The organism is Pseudomonas algeriensis, from assembly GCF_048847255.1.
Taxonomy (GTDB): Bacteria; Pseudomonadota; Gammaproteobacteria; order Pseudomonadales; family Pseudomonadaceae; genus Aquipseudomonas.
This window is the reverse complement of the sequence record NZ_JBKKRK010000003.1, coordinates 230,369-249,262: the sequence shown is the minus strand read 5'-3', so window position 1 is coordinate 249,262 and position 18,894 is coordinate 230,369. Positions and strand designations below refer to the sequence as shown.

Here is an 18,894-nt window from a genome sequence, read left to right as displayed (position 1 = left end):
CGGCCGGGGAGACCGATTTCAGCAATTCTCGAGGGTGGCAGTGGCCAAACCGGGAAAGTCTGTAATCAGGCTGTCAGCGCCAAAATCGGCGAGCCTGCGCATGAGCGCGGGCTCGTTGACCGTCCACACCGACACATGCAGCCCCTGGCGCTGCGCCTTGATCAGGCGTTCCGGCGTGCACAGGGTCCAGTTCAGCGCCAGAATCTCGCAGCCATAACTCTGGGCGACCTTCAACGGGTCGAGCCAGGCGTATTCGGCCACCAGCCCGCGTGAGACATCCGGAGTCAGGTCCAAGGCCGCCTTGAGGACCTCCCGGGAGCTGGAGGTGATGGTGACCTTGTCCAGCAGCCCGAAGCGTTGGGCCATTTCGCGAATGCCCAGCACGGTTGCGGCGGCGCGGGTGCGTGACGCGCTTTTCACTTCAAGTTGCCAGTGCTCGAAATCGCATTTCTCGAACAGCTCTTCCAGCCGTGGAATCGGGCACGGCTTGATCCAGCCTGGACCACCTTTGCGCGCATCGTAGGTCACCAGTTCTTCGGCGGTGTGTTCGACCACCTTGCCCCGGCGATCGGTGGTGCGCTTGAGGGTCGGGTCGTGGATCACCATCAATTCGCCGTCCATTGACAAGTGCAAGTCCAGCTCGCAACGGCGCACGCCGTGCTTGAGGCATTCCTGGAACCCGGTGAGGGTATTTTCCGGTGCTTCGCCCTTGGCGCCGCGGTGGCCATAAATGAGGGTCACGGTTCTTCCTTATGGGTGCCAGATTCGTTCAGTTCCCGCGCCAGGCGCCGTTCTTGCGCCTGCTTCTGCAGGATGTAGCGGGCCAGCAATTGGCGCTGGGCGTCGGTCGGGTGTTCAAACTCGGTTCCCACGTCGTAGCCATCGCCCTTGGGATCGCAATGCGTGACGCGGGCCCGGAGCAACAGCCCCAGGGCCTGCGGCATCAGCACCAGCTTGATCGACAGGTGCGCGCCGACGGCAACGGGGGTGGGGTATTGGAAATCAATGCCGCCTTCGGAGATGATCACCGGCTGTGGTTCGCCGATTTCGCCAAGCACGGTCACCGCGATCACCTGGCTGAGCAAGTCGATACGTTTGTTCATGGCCTTCAGGTAGGCGGCGATGCTGCGTTCGCGCTCGCTGATCTGGCGCAGCAGATGCTGTGACTCGAATTCGCTCAGGTGCAGTTCGCTGAGCAGATTGAACAATGGGGACTCATCCTGCAACACTTCCTGGCTGGCAGCTTCAGGAATGGACAGGGGCCGAATTTCCAGTGCGATCATGTCCTCGATACGGTAGTATTCGCGGCGATCTTCTTCATCTAATGTCGACATGGCGAACCCATGGTAGCGGCGGTGGTCTGAGTGTAAAGCTGGTTTGTGACCCCCGCCACAAGGACGTTCCTTTTCCCTCCGAACAAGCCCCGACATGTTCAGACCTCTCTTCGTATTCATCGGCACGCGTTATACCCGTGCAAAGCGTCGCAATCATTTCGTATCGTTCATTTCCCTGACATCCATCATCGGGCTCGCGCTAGGCGTGGTCGTGATGATTGTCGTCCTGTCGGTGATGAATGGCTTCGATCATGAAATGCGCACCCGCGTGCTGGGCATGGTGCCCCACGCGACACTCGAATCCGGCGACGCCATCAGTGATTGGCCGAGCCTGGCCGCCAGGGTCAAGCAGAACCCGCAGGTGCTGGCCGTTGCGCCTTTCACCCAGATGCAGGGGCTGCTGACCAACGACGGCAAGGTTTCCAAGGTTTTGCTCAATGGCATCGACCCGGCGCTGGAGCGGCAGGTGTCGATCATCGACAACTTCATGAAACAGGGAAAACTCGACGACCTGGCGCCCGGCAGCTTCGGCATCGTGATTGGCGACAAGGCCGCGGCCAAGCTCGGCGTGGCCATCGGCGACAAGCTGACTTTCGTCGCGCCGGAAGTCACGGTCACCCCGGGCGGCATGTTCCCGCGCATGAAACGCTTTACCGTGGTAGGCATCTTCCACGTCGGCGCCGGCGAGCTCGACGGCTACCTGGGTGTCACCAACCTCCAGGACCTTGCCCGCCTGCATCGTTGGAAACCGGACCAGGTCCAAGGCCTGCGGTTGAAATTCGATGATCTCTTCCAGGCGCCACGTGTTGCCTGGAACATTGCCCAGCAACTCGGCGAAGACCGTTACTACGCCCGCGACTGGACCCGCACCCACGGCAACCTGTACCAGGCGATCCGCATGGAAAAAGCCATGATCGGTCTGCTGTTGTTGTTGATCGTCGCCGTTGCGGCGTTCAACATCATTTCCACGCTGGTGATGGTGGTGAACGACAAGAAGGGCGACATCGCCATCCTGCGCACTCTTGGCGCCACGCCGGGACAGATCATGCGCATCTTCATGGTCCAGGGCACCGTCATTGGCGTTATCGGCACGTTCGTCGGGGCCCTCGTCGGGATGTTCGCCGCGCTGAACGTCAGCGCCGCGATTGCCGGTCTCGAAACCCTGATCGGGCACAAGTTTCTCAACGCCGACGTGTACTTCATCGACTACCTGCCATCGCAGTTGCAGGCCGACGATGTGTTGATGGTCTGCGGCGCCGCGTTGATCCTGAGTTTCCTCGCCACCCTGTATCCAGCCTGGCGTGCCGCGCGCACCCAGCCTGCGGAGGCGTTACGTTATGAGTGAGTCGGGCATGAGTGAAAAAGCAATCTTGAGCTGCCGCAACCTGGGCAAATCCTACGAGGAAGGCCCGGAGTCGGTGGTGGTGTTGTCGGGCCTGCAGCTGGAGCTGCATCCCGGCGAGCGCGTGGCGATCGTCGGGACTTCCGGCTCGGGCAAAAGCACCTTGCTGAACCTGCTCGGTGGCCTCGATACGCCGACCGCCGGCAGTGTCTGGCTGGCGGGCGAAGAACTCTCGGCATTGAATGAGAAAGCCCGTGGCCTGTTGCGTAACCGTTCCCTGGGTTTCGTCTATCAGTTCCACCATCTGCTGCCCGAGTTCACGGCCCTGGAAAACGTCTGCATGCCGCTGTTGATCGGTCGCACGGCGATTCCCGAGGCCCGTCAGCGCGCCACTGCACTGTTGGAGCGGGTAGGGCTGGGGCATCGCCTGGAACACAAGCCGGCCGAACTGTCCGGTGGCGAGCGCCAGCGCGTGGCGATTGCCCGCGCCCTGGTCAACAAGCCCGGCCTGGTGATGCTCGACGAGCCGACCGGCAACCTCGATTCCCACACCGCCCAGGGCATCCAGGACTTGATGCTGGAGCTCAGCACCTCGATGCGCACGGCGTTCCTGGTGGTGACCCATGATATGAACCTGGCCCGCCAGATGGACCGCGTCCTGCACTTGCAGGAAGGTTGCCTGACGCCCATCTGATTGACCGAAACCCGGCGCTTGTCGCAAGCGTCGGGTCTTTTATTTTCATACGGTGCCCAACGAATGTTCAGACCGTTATCGATTTTCATCGGCACGCGCTATACCCGCGCCAAGCGCCGCAATCGTTTTGTCTCGTTCATTTCCATGACATCGATGATCGGCCTCGCCCTTGGCGTACTGGCGATGATCGTCGTGTTGTCGGTGATGAATGGCTTCCAGCGCGAAATGAGTTCGCGCATCCTCGGCATGGTCCCGCACGCCACCATCGTTGGCGTCAACCCGATCGATGACTGGCAGCCAGTGGCCGGTGCCGCATTGAAAAATCCTGAAGTCATCGCGGCCGTTCCGTTCACCGAGATGGAAGGCATGCTCAGCCATAAAGGTTCGATGCAGCCGATCCAGATCAGTGGCGTGGACCCGGCCCAGGAAGGCAAGGTTTCCATCGTCGCCCAGCACATCGTCCAGGGCCGTCTCGACGCCCTGAAACCGGGTGAGTTTGGCGTAGTGATCGGCGAGATCACTGCCCGGCGCTTCCGCCTTAACGTCGGCGATAAACTGACCCTGATTGTGCCTGAAGTCAGCACCGCGCCTGGCGGTATCACGCCTCGGATGCAGCGGCTGAACGTGGTCGGCGTGTTCAAGGTCGGCGCCGAGCTGGACGGCTCCATGGCGCTGATCCACCTGGCTGACGCCGCGCAGATGCAACATTGGCAGCCGAACCAGGTGCAAAGCGTGCGCCTGGCAGTGAAGGACTTGTACGCGGCGCCAAAAGTCTCGGGTGATATCGCCACCGGTCTTGGTGCGGGCTACAAGGCCGACGACTGGACCCATACCCAGGGCAGCCTGTTCAGCGCCATGAAAATGGAAAAGACCATGATTGGCTTGCTGTTGCTGATGATCGTCGCGGTGGCGGCGTTCAACATCATCGCCACGTTGATCATGGTGGTGAACGATAAAGGCGCCGACATCGCCATCCTGCGCACCATCGGCGCCACGCCGCGGCAGATCATGGCGATCTTCATGGTCCAGGGAACGGTGATCGGCATCGTCGGCACGCTCATTGGCGGCGTGCTGGGCGTGATCGCCGCGTTGAACGTCAGTGAGTTGGTGGGTTGGCTGGAGCGGGTCAGCGGTCAGCACATCTTCAGTTCCGATGTGTATTTCGTCAGCAACCTGCCGTCTGAGCTTCAGCGTGGCGACGTGGTGCTGATCTGTTCTGCCGGGTTCATCCTCAGCTTCCTCGCCACCGTGTACCCGGCGTGGCGCGCGGCGAAGATCGAACCGGCGCAGGCGTTGCGGTATTCTTGAGGCTGAACCGGCTTACGTGGCGAGGGAGCTTGCTCCCGCTGGGCTTCGCCGCAGCCCAAAAATCTCACTCATCGAAATGATAAGCAGCGTTTGGATTTTGGGAGCGCTTCGCCCTCCAGCGGGAGCAAGCTCCCTCGCCACCGGGATTGAGTCCGGCAGGCGGGTTCGTGGCACAACCTGACAAAGTTGTAATCGAGTTGTAAGCCGACTGGCAGGCCTGCGACGATGGATTTTCCCACACGCTGAATCTGACTGGAGTATGGACATGTTGATGGGAGTACGCTTGATCCTGGCTGTTTGCGCATTGACCCTCAGTGCGCTGTCGTGGGCATCGCCGGGCCATTTTGATTTCGGTCAGCCTGCGCCAGCGGCCAAGGCCGGTCGCAGCATCGATGTGGTGATGGGCGACATGACGTTCGATCCCGGTGCGCTGGGCGTCAAGGCCGGCGAGACGGTTCGATTCGTACTCATCAACAAAGGCCAGCTGCTTCATGAGTTCAACCTCGGCAACGCTGCAACGCACGTGGAGCACCAAAAGCAAATGCTCAAGATGCAGCAGAGCGGCCAGTTGATGCCGACCACGATGAAGCCGGGGTTGGATCATGCCGCCATGGGCCACGGCGAGGCGAAGATGCGCCACGATGATCCCAACAGCGTGCTGGTGGAGCCGGGCAAGACCGCCGAGCTGACCTGGACCTTCAGCAAGGCCACGCGCCTGGAATTCGCCTGTAATGTTCCCGGCCATTACCAGGCTGGCATGAGGGGCGAGCTGACAGTCAGTCAGTAAGCACTCAAAGGCTGCGGCAAAGACTGGTAGAATCCGCTGATTCTTCAGTCAGGTTTCCGTCATGCATCCCGCAGCCGAACATTCGCCGCTGGGCAAATCCAGCGAATACATCGCCACGTACACGCCGTCATTGCTGTTCCCGATTCCGCGCGCCGCGAAGTGGGCGGAGCTGGGCCTGACGGCCGAGACCCTGCCGTACAAAGGTGTGGATTTCTGGAACTGTTTCGAATTGTCCTGGCTGTTGCCTTCCGGCAAGCCGGTGGTGGCCATCGGCGAGTTCGCCATCGCGGCGGATTCGCCGAACATTATCGAGTCCAAATCCTTCAAGCTTTACTTGAATTCGTTGAACCAGACCCCATTCACCGACACCGCGAGCCTGGAAGCGACCTTGCGCCAGGACCTTTCGGCGGCTGCCGGCAAGCCAGTGGGTGTGCGGATCCGCAGTCTCAAGGATGTGGAAAACGAAGGCATCGTGGCGCTGCCCGGTGCGTGCATCGACGAATTGGACATCAGCGTCGATTCCTATGAACACCCGCGCCCGGAACTGTTGCGTTGCGATGACTCGCGCATCGTCGAGGAAAGCCTGCACAGCCATTTGCTCAAGTCCAACTGCCCGGTGACGAGCCAGCCGGATTGGGGCAGCGTAGCGGTGGAGTATCGCGGCGCTGCGTTGGATCATGCGAGCTTGTTGGCCTACATCGTCAGCTTTCGCCAGCACTCGGATTTCCATGAGCAGTGCGTGGAGCGGATCTTCCTCGACCTGCAGCGCTTGCTCAAGCCGGAGAAGCTGACGGTGTATGCGCGGTATGTGCGGCGTGGTGGGCTGGACATCAATCCGTATCGCAGCACCGACGAGGTGCAATTGCCGAACCATCGGCTGGTCCGCCAATGACATCTTGATTGTGGGATTGCATTTCAATTCGTAAACATTAAAAAGCCCTGCTGGCGATAGCAGGGCTTTCTGCGTTTCAAGGGTTTAGATCCCCATGCCGCCCAAGGTAATGACGATATTGCGCAGTGTTCCGGCGATCGTTGGGTGCTCCACTTCAAAACGCTCTACGGCCAGGTTTACGCCGTCGACCAGGTTGTTGTCCTGAAGCTGGTTTTCCAGTTCGATCTGAGATTCGATCTCTGCCATCAACTTGTGCAGATGTTCGCGATCTGGCTCAGACAGCGGCGGGTCCTGTTCCAATTGCTCGCGCAAGGTATCGAGTTGTTCTTGCAATTCCCGGCTGGCAGGCATTGGCGTACTCCCTTTATTGATAGGCACAGACATGGACCGCGACGCTGCGTCAAAGGTCCTTGGCCTGCCTTAAGAGTAATCCACACTCACGCACCCTGCATGATCCGGCTCAGGGCTTCTCGCCTTTTTGCCTGCGCAGGCTGATGTCGGCCAGGCAAGTGTCCAGTTCGCCCAGGTGGTCGATCACCGAATGCACCCCGAGGCTGAAGAGCTGCACCGTGGCCTTGGCCCGTTTGATTTCCCGTTCCTGCTGGCTCAGGGCTTGCCATTCGGAAGGGGACAGCCCGCACAATGAGCCGCAGGACGCCAGTCCAATGGTCCACAACCCGGCGTTGAGCCCGGACTGCAACAACTTGGGTTCGCCACTGACCAACACGCAGCCGTCCAATTGTTGGACATTCAGCGCCATGAGGGCTTGCCAGCAGGCATGCGGCGCCGGCCAAGGTTGATTTGTTGCGGGAAGTTGCGGCGCCTTGATGGACGCAGGCAACGAAGTCGCCAGGCCATGGCTGACGGCGGGGGGCAGGTCGTCGAGCCAGGCGCAGGGGATATCCAGATGCTGCAAGCGTTGCAGGCTTTCCAGCGCGCCTGGGGTCGGATGGGCATGATCCGATGGCTGGGTGCCTGGCTGGCGTACGCGCGCCCCGAAATCCACCAGGCATCCACTCAGGCCAAACAGTACGGCGGTAAGGCTGGGGGCAGGGAGGGGCAGTGCTTCGGCGCGCGGCATGGGAACGTCCTTGAAATAACCAGCAGCCTAGCGAGCGCGGATGACAGTCCGGTGACAGCACCATGATGCGAGTTAGTTGTGGAATATTCCTACAGCGAGCTTCTTGCTTCAGTGCTGCCTATCCACGTTTTCCGTCTTATACTAGCGGCCTTACCGCCTGGGCTCGGCGCCCTTGCCTGAATAATCCAAGGAGTTTTCCCTATGCGCTGGAGCCATCGTCTAGCTCAGCTGTGTCTATCTGCCAGTATCCTGCTGGTACCGTTTGCCGCCCAGGCCGCCACGGAAGAAGATCCATGGGAAAGCATCAACCGTCCAATCTTCACCTTCAACGACACCATTGATACCTATGCGCTCAAACCGCTGGCCCAGGGTTATCAGTACGTGACGCCGCGATTCCTCGAAGACGGCATCCACAACATGTTTCGCAACATCGGTGACGTGGGCAACCTGGCCAACGACCTGTTGCAAGCCAAACCGGCCGCTGCGGGAGTCGACACGGCCCGTTTGATTTTCAATACCACGTTCGGTCTCCTGGGGTTTTTCGACGTGGGCACCAAGATGGGCCTGCAACGTAACGACGAAGATTTCGGCCAGACCCTCGGGTATTGGGGGCTGGGCAGCGGACCGTACCTGATGTTGCCGCTGCTGGGGCCGAGTACCCTGCGTGACGCGCCGGCCAAGTGGGTCGACAGCTACGCCACCCCTTACCCTTATATCGATAATGTCTCGGTCCGCAATTCGATCTGGGGCCTGAACATCGTCGACACCCGTGCCAGCCTGCTCTCGGCGGAAAAGCTCGTCAGCGGCGACAAGTATGTGTTCATCCGCAATGCCTTCCTGCAAAACCGCGAATTCAAGGTCAAGGATGGTCAAGTCGAAGATGATTTTTAATTTCCAATTGTAAGTTGCGGAGGCGGCCCAGATGGCCGCCTTCTTTGCTTTGGTAGGGTTCAAGCGCAGATTGGTCCTTCCATTGAGTTACGCTTCGCTCGGTTCTTATAACTCTCCGTGCTTTGACAAATAAAGACGGCAAGCGACGATTCGCATGAGCTTGAAACGCCCCGCGGATGGGAGTACCGTCTGCGCCTTAGAAGGGCACCTCTGGTGTAACCGTGTGTAGGGCGAAGGCCTGAAGCCGGTACGGCAGAGAGGCTAGAAAGCGAATCCAGTAGTGCGCGCAGGCCCAACGCCAAGCCCGCTACGCCAACCTAATTCTGGCGCCGTTTGCCCACATGCCAAAAACCAGTGCCACGCTGCTGATAATCGATGATGACGAAGTGGTGCGAGCCAGTCTCGCGGCCTACTTGGAAGACAGTGGTTTCAGCGTCTTGCAGGCCAGTAACGGCCAACAGGGTCTTCAGGTATTCGAGCAGGAGAAGCCCGACCTGGTCATCTGCGACCTGCGCATGCCGCAGATGGGCGGACTCGAACTCATTCGCCAGGTCACCGAGCTGTCGTCGCAGACCCCGGTCATCGTCGTTTCGGGCGCGGGTGTGATGAACGACGCGGTCGAGGCGTTGCGCCTGGGCGCGGCGGACTACCTGATCAAGCCCCTCGAAGACCTCGCGGTGCTTGAGCACTCGGTGCGCCGAGCCCTGGATCGCTCGCGACTGCTGGTGGAGAACCAGCGCTACAGGGAAAAGCTGGAGACCGCCAATCGCGAGCTCGAAGCCAGCCTGAACCTGTTGCAAGAGGACCAGAACGCCGGGCGCCAGGTGCAGATGAACATGCTGCCGGTGAGCCCCTGGACGGTCGATGGTTTCCGTTTTGCCCATCAGATCATCCCGTCGTTGTACCTGTCGGGGGACTTCGTCGATTATTTTCGTGTAGATGAGCGTCGCGTGGCGTTCTACCTGGCGGACGTTTCCGGGCACGGTGCTTCGTCGGCGTTCGTCACGGTGTTGCTGAAGTTCATGACCACGCGCCTGCTGTTCGAATCCAAGCGCAACGGTACATTGCCGGAATTCAAGCCTTCGGAGGTCCTTGGGCATATCAACCGGGGCCTGATCAGTTGTAAGCTGGGCAAGCACGTCACGATGGTCGGTGGAGTCATCGACGAGGAGACTGGTTTGTTGACCTATAGCATCGGCGGTCACCTGCCGTTGCCTGTGTTGTATACACCAGACAGTGTTCGTTACCTGGAAGGGCGTGGTTTGCCGGTAGGCCTGTTCAACGAGGCGACCTATGAGGACCACGTATTGGAGCTGCCACCGACATTCAGCCTGACGCTGATGTCTGATGGCATTCTGGACCTTTTGTCAGAGCCTACACTCAAAGAGAAAGAAGCGGCCTTGCCCGAGCGGGTGAGTGCAGCGGGCGGCAGCCTGGAAGGCCTGCGGCAAGTGTTTGGATTAGCCACGCTAGGGGAGATGCCGGATGATATCGCCCTGTTAGTGTTGAGCAGGAACCTTTGATGAGTACCGGTAGAATCCAGTTCGCCGAGCAGGACGGCACTTTTGTCCTGAAGTTTGTCGGTGAGGTGCGCCTGACCTTGTGTTCGGCGCTGGATGCGACAATAGAAAAGATCTTCACCGCGCTGAATTTCAGCGCCATCGTGATCGACCTGACCGAAACCCGCAGCATCGACAGCACTACGCTGGGCCTACTGGCCAAGCTGTCGATCCTGTCGCGGCAGAAAGTCGGCCTGCTGCCGACTGTCGTCACTACCCACAACGACATCACCCGACTTCTGCAATCGATGGGTTTCGACCAGGTGTTCAACATCGTCGGCGATCCGGTGCCATGCCCCGATTGCCTGGACGACCTGCCTGACCAGGACCAATCCGAGGAAGAAGTGCGGATCAAGGTACTCGAAGCCCACAAGATCCTCATGGGGCTGAACGACTCCAATCGCGAAGCGTTCCATGACCTGGTGAATGCGCTGGAGCGGCCTTGATTCTTGAGCCTGCGTAGGCCGGACTGACGCTTTCGCGAGCCTGCTTGCGAATGGCCTGGTCAGACGCCAGATTTCTCAGGCCGAGCCGCATAAAAAAGGGCGAACCCATCAAGGTTCGCCCTTTTGCATGCCTTGCGAATCAGCTCAAAGCTTGGCTTGCAGCAACGCTTCCAGCTTCTCCTGGTCACGAGCGAACTGACGGATGCCTTCAGCCAGTTTCTCGGTCGCCATGGCGTCTTCGTTGGACAACCAGCGGAACTGGGGCTCATTGAGGCTCAGGCGAGCTTCTCCAGCTTGCCCAGGTGCCAGTTTGCGCTCCAGCTTGCCTTCGTCGGCGGCCAGTTTCTCCAGCAGCTCAGGGCTGACAGTCAAGCGATCGCAACCGGCCAATTGCTCGATCTGGTTGAGGTTGCGGAAGCTCGCGCCCATAACCACGGTCTTGTAGTCATTGGCCTTGTAATAGTTGTAGATGCGCGTCACGGACTGCACGCCCGGATCATCGGCGCCGGTGTAGTCGTTGCCGTTGGCCTTCTTGTACCAATCGTAGATACGGCCCACGAACGGCGAGATCAGGAAAACCCCGGCATCTGCACAGGCAGCGGCCTGGGCGAAGGAGAACAGCAGGGTCAGGTTGCACTGGATGCCTTCGCGCTCCAGTTTCTCGGCAGCGCGGATGCCTTCCCAGGTCGAAGCGATCTTGATCAGCACGCGGTCACGGCCAACGCCGGCCTTTTCGTACAGATCGACCAGCCGATGCGCGCGCTTGAGCATGGCTTCGGTATCGAACGAAAGGCGTGCATCCACTTCGGTGGAAATGCGCCCCGGAATCACTTTCAGGATTTCCTGGCCCACCGCAACACCAAAGCGGTCGCTGGCCAGGCCCACGTCGCCCTTGCAGTCCGCCACGCAAGCGTTCAGCAGCTCGGCATAACCGTGGATGGCCGAAGCCTTGAGCAGCAGGGATGGGTTGGTGGTGGCGTCGACGGGTTTGATGCGGGCGATGGCTTCGAAGTCGCCCGTATCGGCCACGACGGTGGTGAACTGCTTGAGTTGTTCCAGCTTGGAAGTCATGAGCGTGCTCTGTCCTATGGGTCCGTTGACATTACCCGAGGGCCGGCAGCCACTCAAGGGCGTGAAGAGGTATCGATGGCCCCAGCGGCAACAACCTGAAAACGGGTGTTTGAAAGGCCGGGGCAACTACCGGTAGATACGATGCCAAAACAGCTCGCAGGTTCAAAGCAAGTGATGGTTAACGTCCTTCCAGCAACTGGCCCGCCTGATCGAGCAAGGCCAACGGATCCTTGGTCTTGTGGATATCCACCGACAACAACTGCCGGAACCGCCGCGCGCCCGGGAACCCAGTGCCCAGCCCCAGCACGTGACGGGTGATGTGGTGCATGGCACCGCCTTGTGCCAAGTGATCGGCAATATAAGGCCGCAGCTGTGCCAAGGCCTCGGCTCGAGTAATGATCGGCGCAGTGCTGCCGAACAACTGTTGGTCCACTTCGGCCAGCAGATACGGGTTGTGGTACGCCTCGCGGCCCAGCATGACACCATCGAACGTTTGCAGATGTTCGTGGCAGGCCTCCAGTGTCTTGATTCCACCGTTGAGTACGATCTCCAGCTCAGGGAAGTCCGCTTTCAATCGGGCCACCACGTCATAGCGCAATGGCGGAATGTCGCGATTCTCCTTCGGCGACAACCCCTCCAGGATCGCAATCCGCGCATGCACGGTAAAACTGTTGCAACCGGCGTCACGCACGGTCCCGACGAACTCGCACAATTGCTCATAACTGTCGCGACCATTGATCCCGATCCGATGCTTGACCGTCACCGGAATCGACACGGCGTCGCGCATCGCTTTCACGCAATCGGCCACCAATTCCGGATGCCCCATCAAGCAGGCGCCGATCATGTTGTTCTGCACCCGATCGCTCGGGCAGCCGACGTTGAGATTCACCTCGTCGTAGCCATGTTCCTGGGCCATTCGGGCGCAGGCCGCCAAGTCGCCGGGGACGCTGCCGCCCAGTTGCAGGGCCAGCGGATGCTCGGTTTCATGGTGGCGCAGGAAGCGTTCGTGGTCGCCGTTGAGCAAGGCACCGGTGGTGACCATTTCGGTGTAAAGCAGGGCGTGCTTGGAGAGGATGCGTAGGAAGAAGCGACAGTGGGCGTCGGTCCAATCCATCATCGGGGCCACGCTGAAGCGGCGGGAAACGGACTGTCGCAAAGTTTCTTGAAGAGGCATGGGAATCTGGAGGCAAATGCGGAGGCCGCACAGTTTATCAGGTATGGGGCGGCAGCGAATGCATTCAGCCCGGACTAGGCAGCCCACCCATTCACTGCGTCATGCCTATGCTGAAAACCGATTGGCTGCCGATTTCCATGAGGCTCAGTGCTCCGTCGGAAAAGGAGCAGCCAGTATCCATGTAGACAACATTGCCGAGGCGGGTGACGCGCGGGACTGATGAGTGTCCGACATAAACTTCGTGGATGCCTTTGATTGGAGTCGGGTCCTGCTGTTCGATTTTGTCCCGGGCATAAAGGGCTTGCGCCAAGGCTTGTTGTTCGGACTGCTTTCCTCGCGTTCCGGTAATGGCTTCCTTCGCATTCTGCCATTCATTTTCAAGCCCGACAGCTGGCGCTTGGGCATGTACTATCCCAACTGTTTTATCGTCGGATAACTTAACTTCGATAATGATCGGAAGTTGCTGAAGCGCTGCTAGAAGTTGCTCCTGGGTGGTCGGGCTCAACTCATAGAGCCAGGCGCCGCCGTTGCGGATGTGCCTGTGTCTGTCTCCGTGGCCGCAGATACCATCGATAACCATTTGCTCATGGTTGCCGCGTACCGCATGAAACCAGGGTTGCCCAAGCCAATTCAATACGTCCTCTGAGTCGGGACCGCGATCGATGAGGTCCCCCACGGAAAAAACCCGGTCTACTTCGGTATTGAACTCGAGTTTCGCCAAGGCCCTTTCCAGAAGCTTGAAATGCCCGTGGACGTCGCCCACGACAAAGTCTCGGCCTCGTTCATTCGGGGGGAACGAGGCGGTCTGGTTCATACATCGTCTTTCGGCAGGGTTGGCTGGCACGGAATGTATCGCTTAAGCAAAGAGCGCAGGTAACTTATGGTCGAGATTGTATCGGCTGTCCAATACACTTCTTGAAAACGGTTTCCATGGGATCGAGCACGCAGTTATAAGCCGCGACATTGGCACTGATCCATTCGTCTTTTTCGATTCCCCACCAACTTATTTCGAACCCGACATTCATGATGAGGTGCTCGAACAGGATGCGTTGGGCGCGGCCGTTGCCTTCTCGAAAGGGATGGATGACGTTGATATCGGAATAGGCGTCCGCCACGGCGACTATGAGTTCATCCCGGCCCATTGCTTCGAACCAATTCGCTGCCGCCATGCGGGCGAAAATCTTTTCGGCTTCCTTCTCCATGTATTCCGGTTGGCAGAAGCGAGTGTCCTGCTTGGCCATGCCAACGGTCCGCAGCTGTCCGGCCCATTCGAACAGGTCTGCGAACAATGCGTGATGGATATTCTGAAGGTAAGCCAGGCTGTAAGGGGGCGGGTTGAATTCAACACTGCTCGCCGCGATCGCCGAAAGCTGTTGTTCGGCTTCGCCCAGGGTGGGTTCGTCGTGGATATCGAGTTTGTTGCGCAGGACCGTGGAGCCGGGATAGCAGTAGGCGTCCTCGCCGACGCCATATTTGTCGGGCATCAGGCTCGGGTCTTGGTGAAGGTCTTCAACACGTCTTCACGGGATGGCAGCTTGCGTTCGCCGTCCTCGAAAGACACCTTGAACCCCTCCAGGCGCAGGCTCGCTGCGTAGTTGGACCTGCGAGTCCTGGCCGCGTAGGCCTTCTTTGTTTCAAGGCTGACAGTGCCCATGGGGTTGGACCTCGAATCACGTGGGTGAGCGGATTATAGCCCATCGCGTAGCCAATGAACCCATCTGTCACTGTCGGTTCGGCGGCTGGATTGACCAACGGAGCTTGCAACACGGCGCATCTGCGAATACTGTTCATGCATCCAGTGTCCGAGTGTTTTCCATGCAACTCATTGCCAAGCTGGGCATTCTTGCCGATGCCGCCAAATATGACGCATCCTGCGCCAGCAGTGGCGCCCCCAAGCGCAGTTCGCGGGGGCGGGACGGGCTTGGGGCCACGGATGGCATGGGTATCTGCCATAGCTACACGCCGGATGGTCGCTGTGTATCGCTGCTCAAGGTGTTGTTGACCAATTTCTGTCTGTACGACTGCCAGTACTGCGTGAACCGCCGCTCCAGCAATGTGCCGAGGGCGCGATTCTTACCCGAAGAAGTGGTCCGGCTGACTCTGGATTTCTATCGACGTAATTGCATCAGCGGCCTTTTCCTGAGCTCTGGCATCATTCGCTCGGCCGATTACACCATGGAGCAGTTGGTTCGAGTCGCGCGGTTGCTGCGCGAAGAGCACCAGTTCCGTGGATATATCCATCTCAAGACCATTCCCGACGCCGACCCGCTATTGATCGAAGAGGCCGGGCGGCTGGCGGATCGCCTGAGCGTGAATATCGAATTGTCCTCGGAGATCAGCCTCAAGCGCCTGGCGCCGGAGAAGCAACTGGCTACCATCCGTCAGGCGATGGGCACCATCCACGACGGCCAACAGGCGGTGGCGGGCGAGCCGCGGGCGCCTCGTTTTGCCCCGGCCGGGCAGAGTACGCAAGTGATCGTCGGGGCCGATGCCACCGACGACCACGCCATCCTCAGCAACGCCGAGTCGCTTTACCAGGGCTACGGCCTGCGGCGAGTCTATTACTCCGCCTTCAGCCCGATCCCCGAGAGCCCCGCCAGCGTGCCACTGGCCGCGCCACCTTTGCTGCGGGAGCATCGGTTGTATCAGGCCGACTTCCTCATGCGAGGCTACGGCTATAAGGCAGGCGAACTATTGAGCACCTCCACCAACCTGGACCTGGACATTGACCCCAAGCTGGCCTGGGCATTGGCCAATCGTGATGTGTTTCCACTCGACCTCAACCGCGCCGAGCCGGCTTTGCTCGCGCGCATTCCCGGCATCGGCCTGCGCAGTGTCCAGCGGCTGGTGACACTGCGCAGGGAGCGGCGGATTCGCTACGACGACTTGGTGCAGTTGCGTTGCGTGTTGGAAAAGGCCCGTCCGTTTATCGTGACCAGCGATTACCGCCCCGCTGACGGCCAAGTGCGCAGCGGGCTGCTCCGAGCGCGCTTGCGCGACCCACAGCGGCCGGTGCAAATGGGGCTGTGGGCATGATCGCCCTCGATTGTGGCGACGATTTCGGCACCTGGCGTGACCAGGCCCGAACGCTGCTGGGCCACGGAATCGACCCCAGCGACGTGACATGGGCCCAGGGCCCGATCGCCGACCTGCTGGCTGTGCCGACGCCGCTGCCACAGGGCCCGGGGCCGTTCCAGACGCGCGTGCCGGCGGGGTTGTTGGGGCAATTGGAACAGGCCAGCCGCTACCAGGGCGAACAACGCTGGAATCTGCTGTACGAAGTGCTCTGGCGCGTCGCCCATGGCGATCGCACCGCAATGCTCGCTGGCGATCGATTGGGCAGCGAATTGCAACGGCGCATCAAACAGGTCAGCCGCGAAGCCCATCACCTTCATGCGTTCGTGCGTTTCGTACCGCTGCCGCCGGCGGTCGCCGAACAACTGCAGTTGGATCTTGTGGCTTTCCACCAGCCCGCCCACGACATCCTTGAAAGCGCGAGCGGGCATTTTGCCGAGCGATTGGGCCGGCAACGCTGGCTGATCGCAACGCCCCGCGATGGCATTCGTTTCGATGGGCATTCGCTGGACTATCAACGCCGTTGCCCCGAGCAATGGCAACAATGGGCCCGCCACGCCGAAGATCCCGGCGCGGAACTGTGGCGCACCTATTATCGACACATCTTCAATCCGGCGAGGCTCAACCCCACCGCGTTGCGCCAGCACATGCCGGGGCGATTCTGGAAGCACTTACCGGAAGGGGATTTGATTCCTCAGCTGGTGGGGCAGGCGCGGCAGGGCAAGCAGAGGGATGGGCAGGCATTGGAAGTGGGGGAGAAAGTGGGGAAGCGGATAATCGCGGGCAGTGGGGCAGAGGTACGGGGCTGTAGACAGTCCTGAGCGCTCGATCACGGTTCACCTGTGCAGATTCCAAACAAGTTCTGTGCCGTCCGCGCTGTGTTCCGGCGCCAGCCATCCACCTAGGATTTCCTTCATTCACTCCATGAAAGAAGGAACTGCCCATGCAAAGCTTTACCCGTCGATTGCTCACCGCCTGTGTATTCTCAGGCGTTCTCGCCAGTGCCGGCGCCTCGGCCGAGAGTCATCCAACCATTCGTGCAATGTCTGGTGCAGTGCCCGTGAGCCAGTTGCCTGCCGGTAAAACCGCGTTACTGGTGATCGATTTTCAGAATGAATACTTCACCGGTAAGATGCCGATCCCTGACGGCCCGGCAGCGCTGGCCAACGCCCGGAAGCTGATCGAATTCGCCGATGAACACAAAATGCCGGTCTACCACGTTCAGCACATCGCACCCGCCGGCTCCCCTGTGTTTGCCATCGACGGTGAAACCGTGAAATTCCATCCTGATATGCAGCCCAGGCCCAATGACCCGGTCTTGCAAAAAACCACCGTCAGCGTGTTCGGCAGTACCGATCTGGACAAGCGTCTGAAAGCCGGGGGTATCGAGAACGTGATCGTCTCCGGCCTCATGACCCATGCGTGCGTGGCGGGCGCTGCTCGGGATGCGGCACCGCTGAGCTATAACGTATTGGTGGCGGCCGATGCATCGGCTACGCGTGCGATTACCCGGGTCAATGGGGAATCGATCGACAAGGACGCCTTGCACAAGGCTGCCCTCGCCGAGATTGAGGATACGTTCGGCGATGTGATGAACACCACCGAAATCATCAAGCTACCGGTGCGCTAAGCCCCCTATGAATCAGATGCTCGCCATGCGTGTGTTCCGCTGCATCGCTGAGGCCCAGGGATTCTCAGCCGCCGCTGAGCGGCTGAACACCACGCACTCGTCGGTTTCCCGGCATTTGCATCAGTTGGAATCCACGTTGGGCGTGCGTCTGGTCAATCGCAATACCCGCCGCATGAGCCTTACGGCAGCAGGGGAAAGGTACTACGCAGCCTGCGTGGATATCCTTGACCGAGTCGATGCCGCGTCCCAAGCCGTCGCGCTGGAACACGAGCGTCCCTTCGGGCTGCTTCGGATCAGCGCGCCGCTGGTGGTAGGCACCTTGGAGTTGGCGCATTGGTTGCCGGCCTTCCAGGCGCGGTATCCGGAGATCCAGATCGATTTGTCTTGCTCTGATCCGTTGGTCGATCTGGTGGCCGATGGCGCTTTACCCTCATGCCCGGCATCTGCCGGCCAAGGTGCGCGTGTTCGTGGAGTACATGACGCAGTATTACCGCGCGGTGTCAGGCGGATGAGCACAACGAAGCGCGCTCCAAGGTATTCCATGGCTTGCGCATGGTTGGCTTGCGGTTGGTGTAGGTGCAATGCAATCCCCCTGATCCTGGCGCGCAAATGTATTGCGCTGGCGGACCCGCAGGATGAGGCCGAGTCGCCAAGGTGGAGCCGGGCACCACGAGTCAATCAGCTTTAATGGCATTTGCCGGCCTGCGCAACGCCGCGATATCCCGCTTCGGGGACGCGCCGAAGAGACGGCTGTATTCTCGGCTGAACTGCGAGGGGCTTTCATAGCCCACCTGGTAGGCCGCGCTCGCCACGTCCAAGTGCTCGTTGAGCATCAGGCGCTTTGCTTCGTTCAACCGCAGCCATTTCTGGTATTGCAGTGGGCTCATAGCCGTGAGCTGGCGGAAATGGTGATGGAACGTCGGGGCGCTCATCTGCACGCGCGACGCGAGGTCCTCCACACGTACAGACCCGGTGTAGTTGAGCTTCAACCAGTCGATGGCCTTGGCGATCCGGTAGCCTTGGCTGTCGACGGAGGCAATCTGCCTTAGCCGCGCGGCCTGGTCGCCCATCAACAACCGATAGTGAATTTCTCGCTGGATCAAGGGCGCCAGCACCGGGATGGCGTCGGGTTCATCGAGCAGGGCCAGCAGGCGCACGAACGGCTCGAGAAAATCCTGGGTGGCGGTGCCGATCCCCGCACCTATCCCGACGGCGCGCTCGACCCGTGGTATCACGCTGCCCTGGGCGATCAGATCCGCCACCATGCGCAAATCGAGTCGCATGACCAGCCCCAGGCAGGGCTGTTGCGGGCTGGCGGCCAACACTTCCGAGTTCGCAGGCATATCCAGCGAAGTCATAAGGAAACGTGCGGTGTCGTACCCATACGCCTGCCCCCCAATCCACACCTGTTTCATCCCTTGGGCGACGAGGACGATGCTCGGTTCGATCATGCAGGTCATGGGTGGGGCAGGGGCGTCGCGGCGGAAAAAACAAAGACCGGCAATTGACGTTTCAAAGTCCCCCGGTCCTGTCGTCCGGTTATCGATGAGGTTGGCGAGCCTCTGTTGGAGCGATCTGTCTTGGGCGGTCATGTCGATATCTGCGGGATT

21 protein-coding genes and 1 pseudogene are annotated in these 18,894 nt (G+C 60.0%); 12 read left to right on the top strand and 10 right to left on the bottom strand.

The annotated features are described in order from the left end of the window. Window positions 1-18: 18 nt before the first annotated feature. Together ACLK1G_RS06460 and ACLK1G_RS06455 are read right to left on the bottom strand one after the other, a co-directional pair. Window positions 19-741 (bottom strand): glycerophosphodiester phosphodiesterase, encoded by a 723-nt coding sequence (locus tag ACLK1G_RS06460; RefSeq protein ID WP_420764671.1) that lies wholly within the window; start codon window positions 739-741, stop codon window positions 19-21. After that, on the bottom strand, window positions 738-1,334 hold the full coding sequence (locus ACLK1G_RS06455) for a PilZ domain-containing protein (RefSeq protein WP_420764670.1): 597 nt from the start codon (window positions 1,332-1,334) through the stop codon (window positions 738-740). The genes ACLK1G_RS06460 and ACLK1G_RS06455 overlap by 4 nt, the downstream gene beginning before the upstream one ends. A 94-nt stretch (window positions 1,335-1,428) precedes the next feature. Between ACLK1G_RS06455 and ACLK1G_RS06450 the strand changes: the two genes are divergently transcribed. From ACLK1G_RS06450 to queF, 5 genes are all read left to right on the top strand, one after another. Next, window positions 1,429-2,679, top strand: coding sequence for a lipoprotein-releasing ABC transporter permease subunit (locus ACLK1G_RS06450; protein ID WP_420764669.1), 1,251 nt, complete (start codon window positions 1,429-1,431; stop codon window positions 2,677-2,679). Between the two features lie 7 nt (window positions 2,680-2,686). After that, complete coding sequence (lolD, locus tag ACLK1G_RS06445) at window positions 2,687-3,370, top strand: lipoprotein-releasing ABC transporter ATP-binding protein LolD (RefSeq protein ID WP_162843734.1); 684 nt, start codon at window positions 2,687-2,689, stop codon at window positions 3,368-3,370. 63 nt (window positions 3,371-3,433) lie between these two features. Next, window positions 3,434-4,678 carry a lipoprotein-releasing ABC transporter permease subunit gene (locus ACLK1G_RS06440; protein ID WP_420764668.1) on the top strand — a complete coding sequence of 415 codons (1,245 nt, stop codon included), beginning with the start codon at window positions 3,434-3,436 and terminating at the stop codon, window positions 4,676-4,678. Between the two features lie 265 nt (window positions 4,679-4,943). After that, window positions 4,944-5,465: a copper-resistant cuproprotein CopI gene (gene copI / locus ACLK1G_RS06435; protein WP_420764667.1), complete on the top strand. Its 522-nt coding sequence runs from the start codon at window positions 4,944-4,946 to the stop codon at window positions 5,463-5,465. Window positions 5,466-5,526: 61 nt separating this feature from the next. Then, window positions 5,527-6,357 (top strand): NADPH-dependent 7-cyano-7-deazaguanine reductase QueF, encoded by an 831-nt coding sequence (queF, locus tag ACLK1G_RS06430; RefSeq protein ID WP_420764666.1) that lies wholly within the window; start codon window positions 5,527-5,529, stop codon window positions 6,355-6,357. Between the two features lie 84 nt (window positions 6,358-6,441). On the opposite strand, the gene ACLK1G_RS06425 is transcribed toward queF, so the two are convergent. Both ACLK1G_RS06425 and pcrP read right to left on the bottom strand, forming a co-directional pair. Continuing rightward, the gene (locus ACLK1G_RS06425) at window positions 6,442-6,708 is read right to left on the bottom strand and encodes a DUF4404 family protein (RefSeq protein WP_420764665.1); all 267 of its coding nucleotides are present in this window, start codon (window positions 6,706-6,708) and stop codon (window positions 6,442-6,444) included. Window positions 6,709-6,817: 109 nt separating this feature from the next. After that, entirely contained in the window at window positions 6,818-7,438 is a 621-nt protein-coding gene (pcrP, locus tag ACLK1G_RS06420) for an HAD superfamily inactivated hydrolase PcrP (RefSeq protein ID WP_420764664.1), read from the bottom strand. Between the two features lie 201 nt (window positions 7,439-7,639). On the opposite strand from pcrP, the gene ACLK1G_RS06415 reads away from it, so the two are divergent. From ACLK1G_RS06415 to rssC, 3 genes are all read left to right on the top strand, one after another. Beyond that, complete coding sequence (locus ACLK1G_RS06415; RefSeq protein ID WP_420764663.1) at window positions 7,640-8,329, top strand: MlaA family lipoprotein; 690 nt, start codon at window positions 7,640-7,642, stop codon at window positions 8,327-8,329. Window positions 8,330-8,670: 341 nt separating this feature from the next. After that, on the top strand, window positions 8,671-9,852 hold the full coding sequence (rssB, locus tag ACLK1G_RS06410; RefSeq protein WP_039589103.1) for a two-component system response regulator RssB: 1,182 nt from the start codon (window positions 8,671-8,673) through the stop codon (window positions 9,850-9,852). Next, window positions 9,852-10,334: an anti-sigma factor antagonist RssC gene (rssC, locus tag ACLK1G_RS06405; RefSeq protein ID WP_420764662.1), complete on the top strand. Its 483-nt coding sequence runs from the start codon at window positions 9,852-9,854 to the stop codon at window positions 10,332-10,334. Before rssB ends, rssC begins: the two co-directional genes overlap by 1 nt. Window positions 10,335-10,478: 144 nt before the next feature. Here the strand turns inward: rssC and tal are convergent, their stop codons facing one another. The 5 genes from tal to ACLK1G_RS06380 all read right to left on the bottom strand — a co-directional run bounded on the left by tal (window position 10,479) and on the right by ACLK1G_RS06380 (window position 14,233). Next, window positions 10,479-11,405 carry a transaldolase gene (gene tal, locus ACLK1G_RS06400; RefSeq protein ID WP_420764661.1) on the bottom strand — a complete coding sequence of 309 codons (927 nt, stop codon included), beginning with the start codon at window positions 11,403-11,405 and terminating at the stop codon, window positions 10,479-10,481. A 178-nt stretch (window positions 11,406-11,583) separates the two neighbouring features. Continuing rightward, a complete protein-coding gene (dusA, locus tag ACLK1G_RS06395) occupies window positions 11,584-12,579 on the bottom strand; it encodes a tRNA dihydrouridine(20/20a) synthase DusA (protein WP_420764660.1) in 996 nt (331 codons plus the stop codon). Between the two features lie 91 nt (window positions 12,580-12,670). Then, a complete protein-coding gene (locus tag ACLK1G_RS06390) occupies window positions 12,671-13,393 on the bottom strand; it encodes a metallophosphoesterase (RefSeq protein ID WP_420764659.1) in 723 nt (240 codons plus the stop codon). 64 nt (window positions 13,394-13,457) lie between these two features. Continuing rightward, window positions 13,458-14,063 (bottom strand): putative adenosine monophosphate-protein transferase Fic, encoded by a 606-nt coding sequence (locus ACLK1G_RS06385; protein WP_420764658.1) that lies wholly within the window; start codon window positions 14,061-14,063, stop codon window positions 13,458-13,460. Then, window positions 14,063-14,233, bottom strand: coding sequence for a YhfG family protein (locus ACLK1G_RS06380; protein ID WP_085987050.1), 171 nt, complete (start codon window positions 14,231-14,233; stop codon window positions 14,063-14,065). The genes ACLK1G_RS06385 and ACLK1G_RS06380 overlap by 1 nt, the downstream gene beginning before the upstream one ends. A 161-nt stretch (window positions 14,234-14,394) precedes the next feature. On the opposite strand from ACLK1G_RS06380, the gene ACLK1G_RS06375 reads away from it, so the two are divergent. The 4 genes and pseudogenes from ACLK1G_RS06375 to ACLK1G_RS06360 form a co-directional block, all read left to right on the top strand. Then, window positions 14,395-15,615 (top strand): putative DNA modification/repair radical SAM protein, encoded by a 1,221-nt coding sequence (locus tag ACLK1G_RS06375; RefSeq protein ID WP_420764657.1) that lies wholly within the window; start codon window positions 14,395-14,397, stop codon window positions 15,613-15,615. Beyond that, complete coding sequence (locus ACLK1G_RS06370) at window positions 15,612-16,475, top strand: TIGR03915 family putative DNA repair protein (protein WP_420764656.1); 864 nt, start codon at window positions 15,612-15,614, stop codon at window positions 16,473-16,475. The genes ACLK1G_RS06375 and ACLK1G_RS06370 overlap by 4 nt, the downstream gene beginning before the upstream one ends. Before the next feature lie 122 nt (window positions 16,476-16,597). Beyond that, window positions 16,598-17,284, top strand: a complete 687-nt coding sequence (locus tag ACLK1G_RS06365; RefSeq protein ID WP_420764655.1) for a cysteine hydrolase family protein — start codon at window positions 16,598-16,600, stop codon at window positions 17,282-17,284. 7 nt (window positions 17,285-17,291) lie between these two features. Further along, a pseudogene (locus tag ACLK1G_RS06360) lies at window positions 17,292-17,705 on the top strand (LysR family transcriptional regulator); the annotation flags it as partial. 253 nt (window positions 17,706-17,958) lie between these two features. On the opposite strand, the gene ACLK1G_RS06355 reads toward ACLK1G_RS06360, so the two are convergent. Beyond that, window positions 17,959-18,876, bottom strand: a complete 918-nt coding sequence (locus tag ACLK1G_RS06355) for an AraC family transcriptional regulator (protein ID WP_420764654.1) — start codon at window positions 18,874-18,876, stop codon at window positions 17,959-17,961. Window positions 18,877-18,894: the final 18 nt, after the last annotated feature.

What these genes read in the sequence shown, in the direction of transcription:
- ACLK1G_RS06455 (WP_420764670.1), bottom strand. Translation starts at nt 1,334, where the DNA reads ATGTCGACATTAGATGAAGAAGATCGCCGCGAATACTACCGTATCGAG.
- ACLK1G_RS06450 (WP_420764669.1), top strand. Translation starts at nt 1,429, where the DNA reads ATGTTCAGACCTCTCTTCGTATTCATCGGCACGCGTTATACCCGTGCA.
- lolD (WP_162843734.1), top strand. Translation starts at nt 2,687, where the DNA reads ATGAGTGAAAAAGCAATCTTGAGCTGCCGCAACCTGGGCAAATCCTAC.
- ACLK1G_RS06440 (WP_420764668.1), top strand. Translation starts at nt 3,434, where the DNA reads ATGTTCAGACCGTTATCGATTTTCATCGGCACGCGCTATACCCGCGCC.
- copI (WP_420764667.1), top strand. Translation starts at nt 4,944, where the DNA reads ATGTTGATGGGAGTACGCTTGATCCTGGCTGTTTGCGCATTGACCCTC.
- queF (WP_420764666.1), top strand. Translation starts at nt 5,527, where the DNA reads ATGCATCCCGCAGCCGAACATTCGCCGCTGGGCAAATCCAGCGAATAC.
- ACLK1G_RS06425 (WP_420764665.1), bottom strand. Translation starts at nt 6,708, where the DNA reads ATGCCTGCCAGCCGGGAATTGCAAGAACAACTCGATACCTTGCGCGAG.
- pcrP (WP_420764664.1), bottom strand. Translation starts at nt 7,438, where the DNA reads ATGCCGCGCGCCGAAGCACTGCCCCTCCCTGCCCCCAGCCTTACCGCC.
- ACLK1G_RS06415 (WP_420764663.1), top strand. Translation starts at nt 7,640, where the DNA reads ATGCGCTGGAGCCATCGTCTAGCTCAGCTGTGTCTATCTGCCAGTATC.
- rssB (WP_039589103.1), top strand. Translation starts at nt 8,671, where the DNA reads ATGCCAAAAACCAGTGCCACGCTGCTGATAATCGATGATGACGAAGTG.
- rssC (WP_420764662.1), top strand. Translation starts at nt 9,852, where the DNA reads ATGAGTACCGGTAGAATCCAGTTCGCCGAGCAGGACGGCACTTTTGTC.
- tal (WP_420764661.1), bottom strand. Translation starts at nt 11,405, where the DNA reads ATGACTTCCAAGCTGGAACAACTCAAGCAGTTCACCACCGTCGTGGCC.
- dusA (WP_420764660.1), bottom strand. Translation starts at nt 12,579, where the DNA reads ATGCCTCTTCAAGAAACTTTGCGACAGTCCGTTTCCCGCCGCTTCAGC.
- ACLK1G_RS06390 (WP_420764659.1), bottom strand. Translation starts at nt 13,393, where the DNA reads ATGAACCAGACCGCCTCGTTCCCCCCGAATGAACGAGGCCGAGACTTT.
- ACLK1G_RS06385 (WP_420764658.1), bottom strand. Translation starts at nt 14,063, where the DNA reads ATGCCCGACAAATATGGCGTCGGCGAGGACGCCTACTGCTATCCCGGC.
- ACLK1G_RS06380 (WP_085987050.1), bottom strand. Translation starts at nt 14,233, where the DNA reads ATGGGCACTGTCAGCCTTGAAACAAAGAAGGCCTACGCGGCCAGGACT.
- ACLK1G_RS06375 (WP_420764657.1), top strand. Translation starts at nt 14,395, where the DNA reads ATGCAACTCATTGCCAAGCTGGGCATTCTTGCCGATGCCGCCAAATAT.
- ACLK1G_RS06370 (WP_420764656.1), top strand. Translation starts at nt 15,612, where the DNA reads ATGATCGCCCTCGATTGTGGCGACGATTTCGGCACCTGGCGTGACCAG.
- ACLK1G_RS06365 (WP_420764655.1), top strand. Translation starts at nt 16,598, where the DNA reads ATGCAAAGCTTTACCCGTCGATTGCTCACCGCCTGTGTATTCTCAGGC.
- ACLK1G_RS06355 (WP_420764654.1), bottom strand. Translation starts at nt 18,876, where the DNA reads ATGACCGCCCAAGACAGATCGCTCCAACAGAGGCTCGCCAACCTCATC.